A 14,451-nucleotide genomic window follows, 5' to 3' on the forward strand; every position below is an offset into this window, starting at 1 on the left:
CCGTCCGTCTTCCCCTATCAGTGCATGGCCGACCCGGCCCTCTTGGCAGTGGCGATCAGCGCCCACCAGACTCGGCGCTCCATTCGAGTGGGGGAGGAACCCATATGCGTATGAACCGTGCCATCGCCCTCGCCGGAGCCGTGGCCTTCGCCCTGGCCCTCGCCGAGGGCGCGGGGGCGCCGGCGGCGAGCGCCCAGGACGCCCCGCGGCGGCTGGGGCCCTGCGCGGCCGGGCAGCTGTGCCTGTGGCCGAAGACCGGATTCCGTGGGCAGCAGCGGACCGCGGAGCTGGCGGGGATCGACATCGAGAGCTGTGTGACGCTGCCGGCGGGTGTGACGGCCGCCTCGCTGGCCAACCGGACGGGGCGTCCCGTCACGACGTACCAGAGCGCGACGTGCGCGGAGACGGGGGAGTTCTCGACGTATCCGTCGGGCACGTGGGCCCCGGAATCGCCCTACGTCGTACGGGCGTACAAGGTGTGGGAGCGGTAGCCCGCCGTTGACGTCTGCGGGTGGTGTGGTACCCCCCGACACGGAAACGCCCGAGCCCCCGGCCGCTTCTGCGGCCGGGGGCTCGGGCGTTGCTACTGCTGACCGTCAGCGCGAGCGCTTACGCGTCGCCGCCCGCGGCGCCCGGGTCGGCCGCGGCCACGTCCAGGAGCTGGTAGCGGTCGATGGCCTGCTTCAGGGCCGAGCGGTCGATCTTGCCCTCCTTGGCGAGCTCGGTGAGCACCGCCAGGACGATCGACTGCGCGTCGATGTGGAAGAAGCGACGGGCCGCGCCACGCGTGTCCGCGAAGCCGAAGCCGTCCGCACCCAGCGACGTGTACGTGCCGGGCACCCAGCGCGAGATCTGGTCCGGAACGGCACGCATCCAGTCGGACACGGCCACCTTCGGGCCCTCGGCGCCGGCGAGCTTGCTCGTCACATACGGGACGCGCTGCTCCTCCTCCGGGTGCAGGAGGTTGTGCTCCTCCACCGCGATGGCGTCGTTGCGCAGCTCGTTCCAGGAGGTCGCCGACCAGACGTCCGCCTTGACGTTCCACTCCTCGGCGAGGATGCGCTGGGCCTCGATCGCCCACGGCACGGCCACACCGGAGGCCAGGATCTGCGCCGGGATGGCGCCCGCCTCGCCCTGCTTGAAGCGGTACAGACCCTTGAGGATGCCCTCGGCGTCCACGTTCTCCGGCTCGGCCGGGTGCTGGATCGGCTCGTTGTAGACGGTGAGGTAGTAGAAGATGTCTTCCGCATTCTCGCCGTACATACGCCGCAGACCGTCCTGGACGATGTGCGCGATCTCGAAGCCGAACGCCGGGTCGTACGCGACGACGCCGGGGTTGGTCGAGGCCAGCAGGTGCGAGTGGCCGTCGGCGTGCTGCAGGCCCTCACCGGTCAGGGTCGTACGACCCGCCGTGGCGCCGAGGACGAAGCCGCGGGCCAGCTGGTCGGCCATCTGCCAGAACTGGTCACCGGTGCGCTGGAACCCGAACATCGAGTAGAAGACGTAGATCGGGATCAGCGGCTCGCCGTGCGTGGCGTAGGCGGAGCCGGCGGCGATCAGCGAGGCGGTGCAGCCCGCCTCGGAGATGCCGTCGTGCAGCATCTGACCGGTCGGGGACTCCTTGTACGCGAGCAGCAGCTCGCGGTCCACGGCCTCGTACTGCTGGCCCAGCGGGTTGTAGATCTTCGCCGACGGGAACAGCGAGTCCATGCCGAAGGTGCGGTACTCGTCGGGGGCGATCGGCACGAAGCGCTTGCCGATCTCCTTGTCCCGCATGAGGTCCTTCAGCAGGCGGACGAAGGCCATGGTGGTGGCGATCGACTGCTGGCCGGAGCCCTTCTTGGTGGGCGCGTAAGCCTTCTCGCCCGGCAGGACGAGCGGCTTGGAGCGGTCCACACGGCTCGGTACGTAGCCGCCCAGCGACTTGCGCCGGTCGTGCATGTACTGGATCTCCTCCGAGTCGCGACCCGGGTGGTAGTACGGCGGCAGGCCGGACTCCAGCTCCTTGTCGGCGATCGGGATGTGGAGACGGTCACGGAAGCGCTTGAGGTCCTCGACCGTGAGCTTCTTCATCTGGTGGGTCGCGTTGCGGCCCTCGAAGTTCGGGCCGAGCGTCCAGCCCTTGACCGTCTGCGCGAGGATCACGGTCGGCTGGCCCTTGTGGGCCTTGGCCGCCGCGTAGGCCGCGAAGATCTTCTTGTGGTCGTGACCGCCACGGCCCAGGTGCAGGATCTGGTCGTCGGTCATGCCCTCGACCATCTTGCGGAGACGGTGGTCGTCGCCGAAGAAGTGCTCACGGATGTACGCACCGGTCTCGGTGGCGTACGTCTGGAACTGGCCGTCGGGGGTGCTGTTGAGCTTGTTGACCAGGATGCCGTCGCGGTCCTGGGCCAGCAGCGGGTCCCAGGAGCGGTCCCACACCAGCTTGATCACGTTCCAGCCGGCGCCGCGGAACTGCGACTCCAGCTCCTGCATGATCTTGCCGTTGCCGCGGACCGGGCCGTCGAGGCGCTGCAGGTTGCAGTTGACGACGAAGGTCAGGTTGTCCAGGCCCTCGCGAGCGGCCAGGGACAGCTGGCCGAGCGACTCGGGCTCGTCCATCTCGCCGTCGCCCAGGAACGCCCAAACGTGGGACTTGGAGGTGTCGGCGATGCCGCGCGCCTCCATGTAGCGGTTCATGCGGGCCTGGTAGATCGCACCGAGGGGGCCGAGGCCCATCGAGACGGTCGGGAACTCCCAGAAGTCCGGCATCAGGCGCGGGTGGGGGTACGACGACAGGCCGTAGGGGGCCTTCGACTTCTCCTGGCGGAAGGCGTCCAGCTGCTGCTCGGACAGTCGGTCCAGCAGGAACGCACGGGCGTACACGCCGGGCGAGGCGTGGCCCTGGAAGAAGATCTGGTCGCCGCCGTCGCCCTCGTCCTTGCCGCGGAAGAAGTGGTTGAAGCCCACGTCGTACAGCGAGGCCGAGGAGGCGAAGGTGGCGATGTGGCCGCCGACGCCGATGCCCGGGCGCTGGGCGCGGGAGACCATGACGGCCGCGTTCCAGCGGGTCGCGTTCAGGACCTTGCGCTCGATCTCCTCGTTGCCGGGGAAGAACGGCTCGTCCTTGGTCGCGATGGTGTTGACGTAGTCCGTGCTGCGCATCTCGGGCACGGCGACGCGCTTCTCGCGCGCCCGCTCGATCAGGCGAAGCATGAGGTAGCGGGCACGTTCCCGGCCTCGCTCATCGACGGCTGCGTCGAGCGAGTCGAGCCATTCCTGGGTCTCTTCGGGATCGAAGTCCGGGACCTGGCTGGGAAGGCCGCCAATGATGATCGGGTTGCGATCGGATCCGGAAGCCACGCTGTTCCTTCGCTGTTCGGGTCGTGCTCAGCACGCGGTCAAATACTGCTCTTGCTTTATGTCGCGCCGGCTCCCATCGTGGACCGCGGCGGCGGAAACGTCATCTCTACTGAGCAGTAACCACCACTCATGAGACGAAGCGTCGAAGGTTGGTCGCCCGGGGCGGCCAAATCGCAACCTTACGCTCCCATTGAGGGTCCTCCGCGTACGGCCGTTCGGGCTCGAATCCCGTAATCGCACGGAGTAACTTCACAAACCCGGCAGAATGCTGTGGTGTGAATCACTCGGGCCTGTTGCCTCATGGTTGGAGTTGCCATGAGACGTCCGCGTCCGTCAACGTTTCGGCGGTCCGGATGGCCGGGTACTTGCGCGATCCGTCCGGCACGTGTGGACTACGCCCAATGCCTCGCGTACGCGAGGAGCACAAGAGCATTTCTCGAAAGATGACAGGAGGCAATCCGTGAGCGCGACCGCGGACCACGCGGAGGAGCGGACCAACCCTGCCGCGAGGCTGGGTTTCCAGCCCGGACAGGTGGTCCAGGAGATCGGCTACGACGACGATGTCGATCAGGAGCTCCGCGAGGCCATTGAGGAGATCACCGGCCAGGACCTCGTCGACGAGGACTACGACGACGTGGCCGACGCCGTCGTCCTGTGGTTCCGTGACGAGGACGGCGACCTGACGGACGCGCTGGTGGACGCCATCGGTCTGCTTGAGGACGGCGGGATCATCTGGCTGATGGTCCCCAAGACCGGCCGCGACGGCTACATCGAGCCGAGCGACATCAGCGAGGCGGCCCAGACCGCCGGTCTGAGCCAGACCAAGAGCATCAGCGTGGCCAAGGACTGGACCGGCGCCCGCCTGGTCGCCCCCAAGCGCTGACGGCCCCGCCGGGACCCGGCAGAGGCCGGTTCCGCGCCCTCGCGCCCCCTTGCAGCAGCGCTGCCGGGGGGCGCGGTGCGTGGTGCGGGGGGCGCAGTGACACACTGGCCGCCTACCCGCGCCGGTGCCGGGGGGCGCACGGCGCACCCCCTCGCGCCGGCGCCGTCGAGAGAGGGATGCGAACATGGCGATCGACGTCGGCACCAAGGCCCCTGACTTCGCGCTGAAGACCCAGCACGGCGAGACCGTCCGGCTCTCCGACTTCCGGGGCGAGAAGAACGTCGTCCTGCTCTTCTACCCCTTCGCTTTCACCGGTGTGTGCACCGGCGAGCTGTGCGCCCTGCGCGACGAGCTGCCGCAGTTCGCCAACGACGACGTGCAGCTGCTGGCCGTCTCCAACGACGCGCCCTTCTCCCTGCGCGTCTTCGCCGAGCAGGAGGGCCTGGAGTACCCGCTGCTCTCCGACTTCTGGCCGCACGGCGAGGTCAGCCGCGCGTACGGTGTCTTCGACGAGGAGAAGGGCTGCGCGGTGCGCGGCACGTTCATCATCGACAAGGAGGGCATCGTCCGCTGGACGGTCGTCAACGGCCTGCCCGACGCGCGTGACCTGAACGAGTACACCAAGGCGCTCGCCGCGCTCTGAGTGCACTGCCGGGGCGCCCGGGGCAACCCTGGCGAGCGACCTGTGCGTCCTTGGCGCAAGAGCCTGTAATCGGTGGGAACCGGTCACTAGGATCAAAACGTTGATCGGATGCCATCGCACAACCGGGGGCGCGGGATACGCCTGGCCCCTCGAACCAATGGAGGACTCGTGGGAGTCAGTCTCAGCAAGGGCGGCAACGTCTCGCTGACCAAGGCGGCCCCGAACCTGACCGCGGTCGTCGTCGGTCTCGGCTGGGACGCCCGTACCACCACCGGTACGGACTTCGACCTGGACGCCAGCGCCCTGCTGACGAACGACCAGGGGAAGGTCGCCAACGACCAGAACTTCGTCTTCTTCAACAACCTCAAGAGCCCCGACGGCTCCGTCGAGCACCAGGGCGACAACCTCACCGGTGAGGGCGAGGGCGACGACGAGGTCATCAAGGTCAACCTGGCCGGCGTCCCGGCGGACGTCCACAAGATCGTCTTCCCGGTCTCCATCTACGAGGCCGAGACCCGCCAGCAGAGCTTCGGCCAGGTCCGCAACGCCTACATCCGCGTGCTGAACCAGGCCGACGGCACCGAGCTCGCCCGCTACGACCTCAGCGAGGACGCCTCGACCGAGACCGCCATGGTCTTCGGCGAGCTCTACCGCAACGGCGCCGAGTGGAAGTTCCGGGCCATCGGCCAGGGCTACGCCTCCGGCCTGCGCGGCATCGCGCAGGACTTCGGCGTCAACGTCTGACGGCCGGCACGGGCTGCCGACCACCGCGCTCCGGCGCCGCACCCCTCCCCGGGGTGCGGCGCCGGACGCGCAGGGCGATCCACATCGACTCGGGGAGGATGCAAGATCATGGGTGTCACGCTCGCCAAGGGGGGCAATGTCTCCCTCTCCAAGGCCGCGCCGAACCTCACCAACGTCACCGTCGGCCTCGGCTGGGACGCGCGCTCCACCACGGGAGCACCCTTCGACCTCGACGCCAGCGCCCTGCTGTGTGCAGCGGGCCGTGTGCTGGGCGACGAGTACTTCGTCTTCTACAACAACCTCACCAGCCCCGAGGGCTCCGTGGAACACACGGGCGACAACCTCACCGGTGAGGGCGACGGCGACGACGAATCCATCCTGGTGGACCTCACCAAGGTCCCGGCGGCCTGCGACAAGATCGTCTTTCCGGTCTCCATTCACGAGGCCGATGTGCGCGGTCAGAGCTTCGGCCAGGTCAGCAACGCCTACATCCGGGTGGTCAACCAGGCCGACGGCACCGAGCTCGCCCGCTACGACCTCAGCGAGGACGCTTCCAGCGAAACCGCGATGATCTTCGGAGAGGTCTATCGCTACGGGGGCGAATGGAAGTTCCGTGCGGTCGGACAGGGGTACGCGTCGGGGCTGCGCGGCATCGCCCTAGACTTCGGGGTCAACGTTTCGTAAAGCCGCGTCCGCGCGGTCATCCCGAACAGCGAAGGATTGGGTAGCCAGTGCTCCTGAAAACCTTTGGTTGGTCGTTCGCCATCACGGCGGCCGGCCTGGCCTTGGCCGGCGTTCTCTGGGGGTGGCAGGGGCTGGCGATCGTCGCGATCCTCTCCGTCCTGGAGATCTCGCTCTCGTTCGACAACGCGGTGATCAACGCCGGAATCCTCCGGAAGATGAACGCCTTCTGGCAGAAGATCTTCCTGACGGTCGGCATCCTCATCGCCGTCTTCGGCATGCGGCTGGTCTTCCCGGTCGTCATCGTCGCGATCACCGCGAAGCTCGGGCCGATCGAGGCCGTCGACCTCGCGATCAACAACAAGGACCGCTACGAGGAACTGGTCACCGCCGCCCACCCGGCCATCGCGGCCTTCGGTGGCATGTTCCTGCTGATGATCTTCCTGGACTTCATCTTCGAGGACCGGGACATCAAGTGGCTGGACTGGCTGGAGAAGCCGCTGGCCCGGCTGGGCAAGCTGGAGACGCTCTCCACGGTCGTCGCCCTGGTCGTCCTGCTCGTCGTCGCCACCACCTTCGCCACGGCCGTCCCGGTCCACGACGGCGAGGGCACGGTCGACAAGGCCACCACGGTGCTGCTGGCCGGCATCGGCGGCCTGGTGACGTACCTGATCGTCGGCGGCGTCTCCGGCTTCTTCGAGGACCGCCTGGAGCAGGAGGAGGAAGAGGCCGAGGAGGAGGCCGGGAAGGCGCCCGCCAAGAGCGGCAACGGCACGGTCGTCGGCCTGGCCGGCAAGGCCGCGTTCTTCCTCTTCCTCTACCTTGAGGTCATCGACGCCTCGTTCTCCTTCGACGGTGTCATCGGTGCCTTCGCCATCACCAACGACATCTTCATCATGGCGCTGGGCCTCGGCATCGGCGCGATGTACATCCGGTCGCTGACGGTCTTCCTCGTCCGCAAGGGCACCCTGGACGACTACGTGTACCTGGAGCACGGCGCGCACTACGCGATCGGCGCGCTGGCCGTCATCCTGTTGGTCTCCATCAAGCACGAGATCAACGAGGTCGTCACCGGCACGATCGGTGTCGTCCTGATCGGTCTGTCGTTCTGGTCCTCCGTGGTCCGCAACCGCAAGGAGGCCGGCTCCGGCGACGGCCCCGGCGCGAAGGCCGAGGTCTCCTCCGGGGTGTGACCCCGGCACATTTGAGGAACGCTCTCACCGGGGCGGTCACGAGGATCATCCTCGCGGCCGCCCCGTGGCATGTGTGCTCGCACGGGTGGGGGTTACGGCAATGGCGATATGGGAGAAGCTCTTCGGGAATTGGGGGAGCGCCGCCGCGCGCCAATTCGACGGCAGCGGCACCAACGGCGCGGTCGAACTGACCAAGCGCCGTCCCACGTTTTCGCTGACCAAGCAGGGTGCGGTCACCGGCAACCTGCGGGTCAACCTGTCCTGGCGCATGCGGACCTCGGACTTCAACGAGCGCCCCTCGTTCGGCGCCGGGCTGCGCCACCCGCTGCGGAAGTTCACCCCGCAGGTCGTGCAGGCCCAGGGCCCCGCCATGGTCAACGTCGACCTCGACCTCGCCTGTATGTACGAGCTGCAGGACGGTTCCAAGGGCGTAGTGCAGCCGCTCGGGAACATACTGGGCAGCGTCAACTCGCCGCCGTATGTTCAGCTCAGTGGCGACGACCGCTTCGGGTCGGGGTCGGGCGAGACGATCTACATCAACATGGACCACCGGGACGAGTTCAAGCGGCTGCTGGTCTTCGTCTACATCTACGACGGCACCCCCGCGTTCGACCGTACGCACGCGCTGGTGACCCTCTACCCGGGCAACGGGCCGCGCCTGGAGGTCGCGCTCCACGAGCGGGCGCCGGAGGCCCGCTCGTGTGCGGTGGTGCTCATCGAGAACGTCAAGGGCGAGATCATCGTGCGCCGCGAGATGAAGTACGTCTACGGCTTCCAGTCCGAGCTGGACCGGCTCTACGGCTGGGGGTTGCAGTGGGGGCGGGGGTACAAGAGCAAGGTGTGAGGGCGGGGCCGCCCGGTGCGCCGGCGGCCCCGGCGTCAGCGGCCCGGCTGGAACTGCGGCCCCTGGGGCGGCAGCCGGAAGGCCGGGTCCGGCACGGGCTGCTGCGGCGGGTAGCCGTAGGAGGGCTGCGGCGACTGCGGCGTCTGGTGCTGCTGCGGGTAGCCGTAGCCGGGCTGGGCGGCCGGGGCCGGCGGGTACTGCGGCGGGTAGCCGTAGGACGGCTGGGGCGACTGTGGCGCGGGGCCGGGCAGGGGAACGGACTGCGAGGGCGGCGGCACCACGGGCGGCGTGGTGGGCGGCGGCGGGTAGCCGTAGCCGGACGCGGGCTGCGGCGCGGCACCCGGTGCGGGCGGGTGGCCCGGAGCCGGTGCGGGCGTCACCGTCGTCACGGCCTCGGGTGCCGCTTCCGGGGCGGTCGTCGGCTCGGCGGCGTCGGCCCTCTCCGGTCCGGCGGCGCCGGCGGCCTCCTCGGACTCGTCGACCGAGATGCCGAACTCCGTGGCCAGCCCCAGCAGGCCCGAGGCGTAGCCCTGTCCGAGCGCGCGGAACTTCCAGCCGTCCCCGCGCCGGTAGAGCTCGCCGCAGAGCATGGCCGTCTCGTCGCCCGTCTCCGCCCGCACGTCGAAGCGCGCGACGGGGGCGACGTCGGTCGTCGTCCCCCCGCCGCCGCGTGCCGCGTCGTACAGCAGCACGCACAGGTCCCGGACGAGCCCGAAGGGGCCGCCGTCGGCGGAGGCGGCGAGCACGACGCGGGAGACGGAGGCGTCCAGCGTCGACAGGTCGGCCTCGACCGAGTCCGTGGCCCCCTCGACCAGGCGCTTCTTGGGCAGGTGCCGGACCAGGCCGGAGGGGTGCCGGGGCTGGTTGTAGAAGACGAAGTCCTCGTCCGAGCGCACGCGGCCGTCCTCGCCCAGCAGGAGGGCGGAGGCGTCCACGTCCGGGACGCCCGGGCCGGGAGTCCAGCGCAGTACGGCCCGCACGGTCGGGGTGTCCAGCGGGATGTTCGACCCCTTCAGCATCGCGTGCGTCATGCCCGCAATCCTGCCTTCCCGTGCCGCCCGCGGACAACGCAGGGGGGTGGGGAGGGATCCGGGCGGTACGCCATCGCTTACCGGATGGATCCATGCAGGTCATGGGCTTTTAACGGACTTGGGGAACTCTTGACCCACCCCCGGACGTACGATAATCGGCCACACTTCCGTGCCGGCCCGGCCGGAGGCGAGGCGCCCAGGCCGTGGCATTCGGGGAGAGCAATGAGGCATTTCGGACACCTTGCGCCTGCGGTGCGGAGTGGGCTGTTCCACAAGGAGCCGGGCGAGTTCGACGCCGGCTCCCCGGCCCGTACGCTCGCCGTCGCCCTCGGCGCCACCCTCTACAGCCCCGGCACCCGGGCCACCCTCGCCCAGGACGTCCGCAAGCAGGCCCGGCGCGGCGTGGTCTCCATGGTCCTGTGCCTGGAGGACTCCATCGGCGACGCCGACGTCGTGGCCGCCGAGGAGAACCTCGTGCGGCAGTTCGCCGAGCTGGCCGCCGGCGAGGAACGGGCGGCCGCGGCTGCGGCTGCGGCCGGGACCGCGGAGGGCGGGGGCGAGCTGCCCCTGCTGTTCATCCGGGTCCGCGAGCCCGCGCAGATCACCGACCTCGTGCGGCGGCTCGGCCCCGCCGGGCGGCTGCTGTCCGGATTCGTCCTGCCGAAGTTCACGGAGGAACGCGGACTGCCGTTCCTCGAAGCCCTCGCCGAGGCGGAAATCGCCGGCGGTCGGCGGCTGTTCGCCATGCCCGTCCTCGAATCCCCCCAATTGCTCCACCTGGAGACCCGCACCGAGACCCTCGCCGGCATCGCCCGGGCCGTCGACAAGTACCGCGACCGCGTGCTGGCCCTGCGGCTCGGCGTGACCGATTTCTGCTCCGCCTACGGGCTGCGCCGGGCGCCCGACATGACCGCCTACGACGTCAAGATCGTCGCCTCCGTCATCGCCGACGTCGTCAACGTCCTCGGCCGCGCCGACGGCAGCGGCTTCACCGTCACCGGGCCGGTCTGGGAGTACTTCCCGCAGCCCGAGCGCATGTTCAAGCCCCAGCTGCGCCGCAGCCCCTTCGCCGGCCCCGCCGAGGCCCTGCGCACCGCGCTCATCGAACACGACATGGACGGCCTCCTGCGCGAGATCCAGCTCGACCGGGCCAACGGACTGCAGGGCAAGACCTGCATCCACCCCTCGCACGTCGCGCCCGTGCACGCGCTGTCCGTCGTCAGCCATGAGGAGTTCAGCGACGCCGAGGACATCCTGCGGCCGGAACGCGACGGTGGTGGAGTGCTGCGCTCCGCCTATACGAACAAGATGAACGAAGTGAAGCCGCACCGCGCCTGGGCCGAACGGACGATGCTGCGCGCCGAGGTGTTCGGCGTCGCGCGCGAGGATGTGAGCTTCGTGGAGCTGCTGTCCGCGGGACTGCAGGACGTATGAGCGGACGCATGAGCGGACGTATGAGCAAGGGAACGGTTGACGTGGTGTGGTCGGGGCAGTGGGTCGCGGAACGGCTCGGCGTCGGGCTGGAGGGCGACCCCCGGCTGCCGGAGCTGCTGGGACTGGCGCTGCGGCGCAATCCGAAGCGGGCCCATCTGCTGGTGTCCAACGTCCTGGGCAAGCACGTGCCGCAGCGGCCCTCCGTCGTCCACGAGGCCGGCGCGGGCCTCGGCCGCCGCGTACGGGCCCTGCTCGGGGACGGGGCCGCGGCGCGCGCCGTGGTCCTCGGCTACGCCGAAACGGCCACGGGCCTGGGCCACGCCGTGGCCGACGGCCTCGGCCTCGCGCCGTACCTGCACTCCACACGCCGCGAAGTGCCGGGCGTCGCGCCGACGGGCGGCTTCGAGGAGGAGCACAGCCACGCCACGTCGCACCTGCTGCTGCCGGAGGACCCGGACTTCCTCGCCGGTGACGGCCCGCTGGTCCTCGTCGACGACGAGTTCTCCACGGGCCGTACGGTCCTGAACACCATCGCCGCCCTCCACGCCCGATTCCCGCGCGAGCGGTACGTGGTCGTGGCGCTCGTCGACATGCGCAGCGCGCAGGACCGTGCGCGGCTGACGGACTTCGCGGCGGAACTGGGCGCCCGCGTGGACCTCGTGGCCCTGGCCGCGGGGACGGTCTCCTTGCCGGAGGGGGTACTGACGGCCGGCCAGGCGCTGGTGGAACGGTACGAGGCCCTTCCGGTCCCCGCCACGGAGGCCGGCTCGGCGCCGCCGGCCCCCCCGGCAGGGGTTGCTCGCCGCTGCGGCGGGGAGAGTGCCCCGGTCTCCACGGGGTCCGGGGCAGAGCCCCGGTTCCGGGAAGGGGCGGGTCAGGGGCCTGTCTCCCGCCGCGACGGCGCTCAGCCACACGCGTGCGGCCCGGCGGTGCCGGACCCCGCGGCCCTTCCTGCTCCTTCGCTGCTTCCGCCCCAGCCCCAGGGGGCCCTGGGGTTCGCCCCCGGTCCCGGGAAGGGGCGGGGCCGGGGAGAGATTCCCCGCCGCGACGGCGACCGGCCCGCGCCGACGCGCCCGGCGGTGCCGAACGCCGCGTACCGGAACCGCATCGACCTCGGCTGGCCCGCGGGCCTCCCCGACGGCGGTCGCCACGGCTTCACCCCCGCGCACCGCGCACAGCTCGAAGCCGCGCTGCCGGCCATGGGCGCCCGTATCGCCGCCGCCCTCCCCGAGGGCGCCTCGCGCATCCTCGTCCTCGGCACCGAAGAGCTGATGTACGCGCCCCTGCGGCTCGCACAGGCCATCGAGCCGGCCTTCGACGACGTCCGGTTCTCCACCACCACCCGTTCCCCCGTCCTGCCCGTCGACGACCCCGGCTACGCGATCCGCTCCCGGATCACCTTCCCGGCGCACGACGATCCCTCCGACGGTCCTGGCGAGCGCTACGCCTACAACGTCGCCGGCGGCCGCTTCGACGCGATCGTCGCCGTCGTCGACTCCGCCGCCGACACCCCCGGGCTGCACGCCCCCGGCGGCCTGCTCGACCGGCTGGCCGAGCACACCGGGCACGTGCTGCTGGCCGTCGTCCCCTCCTACGTCCCCGCCCACCGCACCCCCGACCGACAGGCGGCAGTCTCCATGCCCGAACCGCTCCGCGGCCCCGCGTTCTCCTCGTACGAGCCGGAGGAGGTCGGCTGGCTGCTGCAGGACCTCTCCGGCGTGGAGCTCGAAGCCCCCACCGAGGAGCGCGAGGAGGCCATCCAGAGCGGTGGCGCGCACTACGCGGAGTCGCTTCCGGTCGAGTACCAGCCCAGCGAGGAGTACCAGGCGCTCTTCCACTCCGCCCTCGACGCCTCCGCGGCCCGCGTCGCCCGGGCCGTCGGCGCCGTCACCGAGGCCGTGCTGGCCGAGCGGACGCCCCGCCCGGTCCTGGTGTCGCTGGCCCGCGCCGGCACCCCGGTCGGCGTGCTGATGCGCCGCTGGGCGCGCCACGTCCACGGCCTCGACGTGCCGCACTACGCCGTCTCCATCGTGCGCGGCCGCGGCATCGACCCCAACGCCCTGCGCTGGCTCGCCGCCCACCACGACCCCGCCGACGTCGTCTTCGTCGACGGCTGGACGGGCAAGGGCGCCATCACCCGCGAACTCGCCGAAGCCCTCGTGGACTTCCCCGGCTTCGACCCGCGCCTCGCGGTGCTCGCCGACCCCGGCCACTGCGTGGAGACCTACGGCACCCGCGACGACTTCCTCATCCCGTCCGCGTGCCTCAACTCCACCGTCTCCGGCCTCGTCTCCCGCACGGTGCTGCGGTCCGACCTCGTCGGCCCGCACGACTTCCACGGCGCGAAGTTCTACCGCGAGCTGGCCGGCGCCGACGTCTCGCGCTCCTTCCTCGACGCCGTCACGGCCCGCTTCGCCGAGGTCCGGGAGGACGCGGCCCTCGACGCCAAGGAGACGGCCGCCTCCGACCGCACCCCCACCTGGGCCGGCTGGGCCGCGGTCGAACGCATCAGCGAGGAGTACGGCATCCACGACGTCAACCTCGTCAAGCCGGGCGTCGGCGAGACCACGCGCGTCCTGCTGCGCCGCGTCCCCTGGAAGATCCTCGCCAAGCGGGGCGCCGGAGCCGACCTCGACCACGTGCGCCTGCTGGCCGCACAGCGCGGCGTCCCGGTGGAGGAGGTGGAGGGCCTGCCGTACAGCTGCGTGGGCCTGATCCACCCCCGCTACACCCGCGGCGCCACCGGCGCCGACGGCACGGCGGTGGCCGCACAGTGACCACCGCACGCACCCTCGTCGCCAGCGACCTCGACCGCACGCTCATCTACTCCACGGCCGCGCTGTCCCTGTCCATGCCGGACGAGCGGGCGCCGCGCCTGCTCTGCGTGGAGACGTACGAGCAGAAGCCGCTCTCGTACATGACGGAGACCGCCGCCGCGCTCCTCGGCGAGCTGGCCCGCACCGTCACGTTCGTTCCCACGACCACCCGCACCCGCGAGCAGTACGAGCGCATCCATCTGCCCGGCCCCGCGCCGGAGTTCGCGATCTGCGCCAACGGCGGGGAGCTGCTCGTGCGCGGCGAGCCCGACCCCGGCTGGCGGGCGCAGGTGCACCGCACGCTGGCCGCCGAGTGCGCCACGCTGGAGGAGGTCCACGAGCGCCTGCTGCGCAGCGCCGACCCGGCCTGGCTGCTCAAGGCCCGTACGGCGGCGGACCTCTTCGCCTACCTCGTCGTCGACCGGGCCCTGCTGCCCCCCGAGTGGGTCAAGGAGCTGGCGGTGTGGGCCGGGGACCGCGGATGGACGGTGTCGCTGCAGGGCCGCAAGGTCTACGCCGTGCCGCGGCCGCTCACCAAGAGCGCGGCCGTGGCGGAGGTCGCGCGCCGCACGGGCGCGTCCCGGGTGCTGGCCGCCGGCGACTCGCTGCTCGACGCCGACCTGCTGCTGGCCGCCGACCGCGCCTGGCGGCCGGGCCACGGGGAGCTGGCCGACGCCGGCTGGACGGCACCGCACGTGACGGCGTTGCCGGTGCGGGGCGTGGCGGCCGGCGAGGAGATCGTGCGGGCGTTCTCGGAGGGCTAGTCTCGAAGGCTGCGCCACTGGTTCAACTCCGTTGCCCTCAACGAGGAGATCACGTGCCCGAGACCACGCCCGAGAC

The 14,451-nt window shown here is 70.8% G+C and carries 12 protein-coding genes; 10 read left to right on the forward strand and 2 right to left on the reverse strand.

Going from position 1 to position 14,451, the window contains the following annotated elements:
* The first annotated feature begins 104 nt into the window (after positions 1-104).
* Complete coding sequence (locus LE181_RS05395; protein ID WP_225659970.1) at positions 105-491, forward strand: peptidase inhibitor family I36 protein; 387 nt, start codon at positions 105-107, stop codon at positions 489-491.
* Positions 492-609: 118 nt separating this feature from the next.
* Here LE181_RS05395 and aceE read toward each other — a convergent pair whose 3' ends face one another.
* Positions 610-3,342: a pyruvate dehydrogenase (acetyl-transferring), homodimeric type gene (aceE, locus tag LE181_RS05400; RefSeq protein ID WP_225659971.1), complete on the reverse strand. Its 2,733-nt coding sequence runs from the start codon at positions 3,340-3,342 to the stop codon at positions 610-612.
* Positions 3,343-3,802: 460 nt separating this feature from the next.
* Here aceE and LE181_RS05405 point away from each other — a divergent pair, with 460 nt between their 5' ends.
* The 6 genes from LE181_RS05405 (at position 3,803) to LE181_RS05430 (ending at position 8,330) form a co-directional block, all read left to right on the forward strand.
* Positions 3,803-4,225: a DUF3052 domain-containing protein gene (locus LE181_RS05405; RefSeq protein ID WP_225659973.1), complete on the forward strand. Its 423-nt coding sequence runs from the start codon at positions 3,803-3,805 to the stop codon at positions 4,223-4,225.
* A 184-nt stretch (positions 4,226-4,409) separates the two neighbouring features.
* Positions 4,410-4,868 carry a peroxiredoxin gene (locus tag LE181_RS05410; protein WP_225659975.1) on the forward strand — a complete coding sequence of 153 codons (459 nt, stop codon included), beginning with the start codon at positions 4,410-4,412 and terminating at the stop codon, positions 4,866-4,868.
* A 168-nt stretch (positions 4,869-5,036) separates the two neighbouring features.
* Positions 5,037-5,612 (forward strand): TerD family protein, encoded by a 576-nt coding sequence (locus LE181_RS05415; RefSeq protein ID WP_225659977.1) that lies wholly within the window; start codon positions 5,037-5,039, stop codon positions 5,610-5,612.
* Between the two features lie 108 nt (positions 5,613-5,720).
* Positions 5,721-6,296 carry a TerD family protein gene (locus LE181_RS05420; RefSeq protein WP_190110296.1) on the forward strand — a complete coding sequence of 192 codons (576 nt, stop codon included), beginning with the start codon at positions 5,721-5,723 and terminating at the stop codon, positions 6,294-6,296.
* Positions 6,297-6,343: 47 nt separating this feature from the next.
* The gene (locus LE181_RS05425; RefSeq protein WP_225659979.1) at positions 6,344-7,486 is read left to right on the forward strand and encodes a DUF475 domain-containing protein; all 1,143 of its coding nucleotides are present in this window, start codon (positions 6,344-6,346) and stop codon (positions 7,484-7,486) included.
* Between the two features lie 100 nt (positions 7,487-7,586).
* A complete protein-coding gene (locus LE181_RS05430) occupies positions 7,587-8,330 on the forward strand; it encodes a TerD family protein (protein WP_225659981.1) in 744 nt (247 codons plus the stop codon).
* 35 nt (positions 8,331-8,365) lie between these two features.
* On the opposite strand, the gene LE181_RS05435 is transcribed toward LE181_RS05430, so the two are convergent.
* Positions 8,366-9,361, reverse strand: coding sequence for a TerD family protein (locus tag LE181_RS05435; protein WP_225659983.1), 996 nt, complete (start codon positions 9,359-9,361; stop codon positions 8,366-8,368).
* Positions 9,362-9,583: 222 nt separating this feature from the next.
* On the opposite strand from LE181_RS05435, the gene LE181_RS05440 reads away from it, so the two are divergent.
* From LE181_RS05440 to LE181_RS05450, 3 genes are read left to right on the forward strand one after another with little or no spacing between them, the layout of a single operon-like run.
* Positions 9,584-10,795 (forward strand): HpcH/HpaI aldolase/citrate lyase family protein, encoded by a 1,212-nt coding sequence (locus LE181_RS05440; RefSeq protein WP_225659984.1) that lies wholly within the window; start codon positions 9,584-9,586, stop codon positions 10,793-10,795.
* Between the two features lie 20 nt (positions 10,796-10,815).
* Positions 10,816-13,572, forward strand: coding sequence for a phosphoribosyltransferase (locus LE181_RS05445; RefSeq protein ID WP_372458252.1), 2,757 nt, complete (start codon positions 10,816-10,818; stop codon positions 13,570-13,572).
* The gene (locus tag LE181_RS05450) at positions 13,569-14,375 is read left to right on the forward strand and encodes an HAD family hydrolase (protein WP_372458249.1); all 807 of its coding nucleotides are present in this window, start codon (positions 13,569-13,571) and stop codon (positions 14,373-14,375) included. Before LE181_RS05445 ends, LE181_RS05450 begins: the two co-directional genes overlap by 4 nt.
* Positions 14,376-14,451: the final 76 nt, after the last annotated feature.

This window comes from Streptomyces sichuanensis (genome assembly GCF_020328095.1).
GTDB lineage: Bacteria > Actinomycetota > Actinomycetes > Streptomycetales > Streptomycetaceae > Streptomyces > Streptomyces cinnamoneus.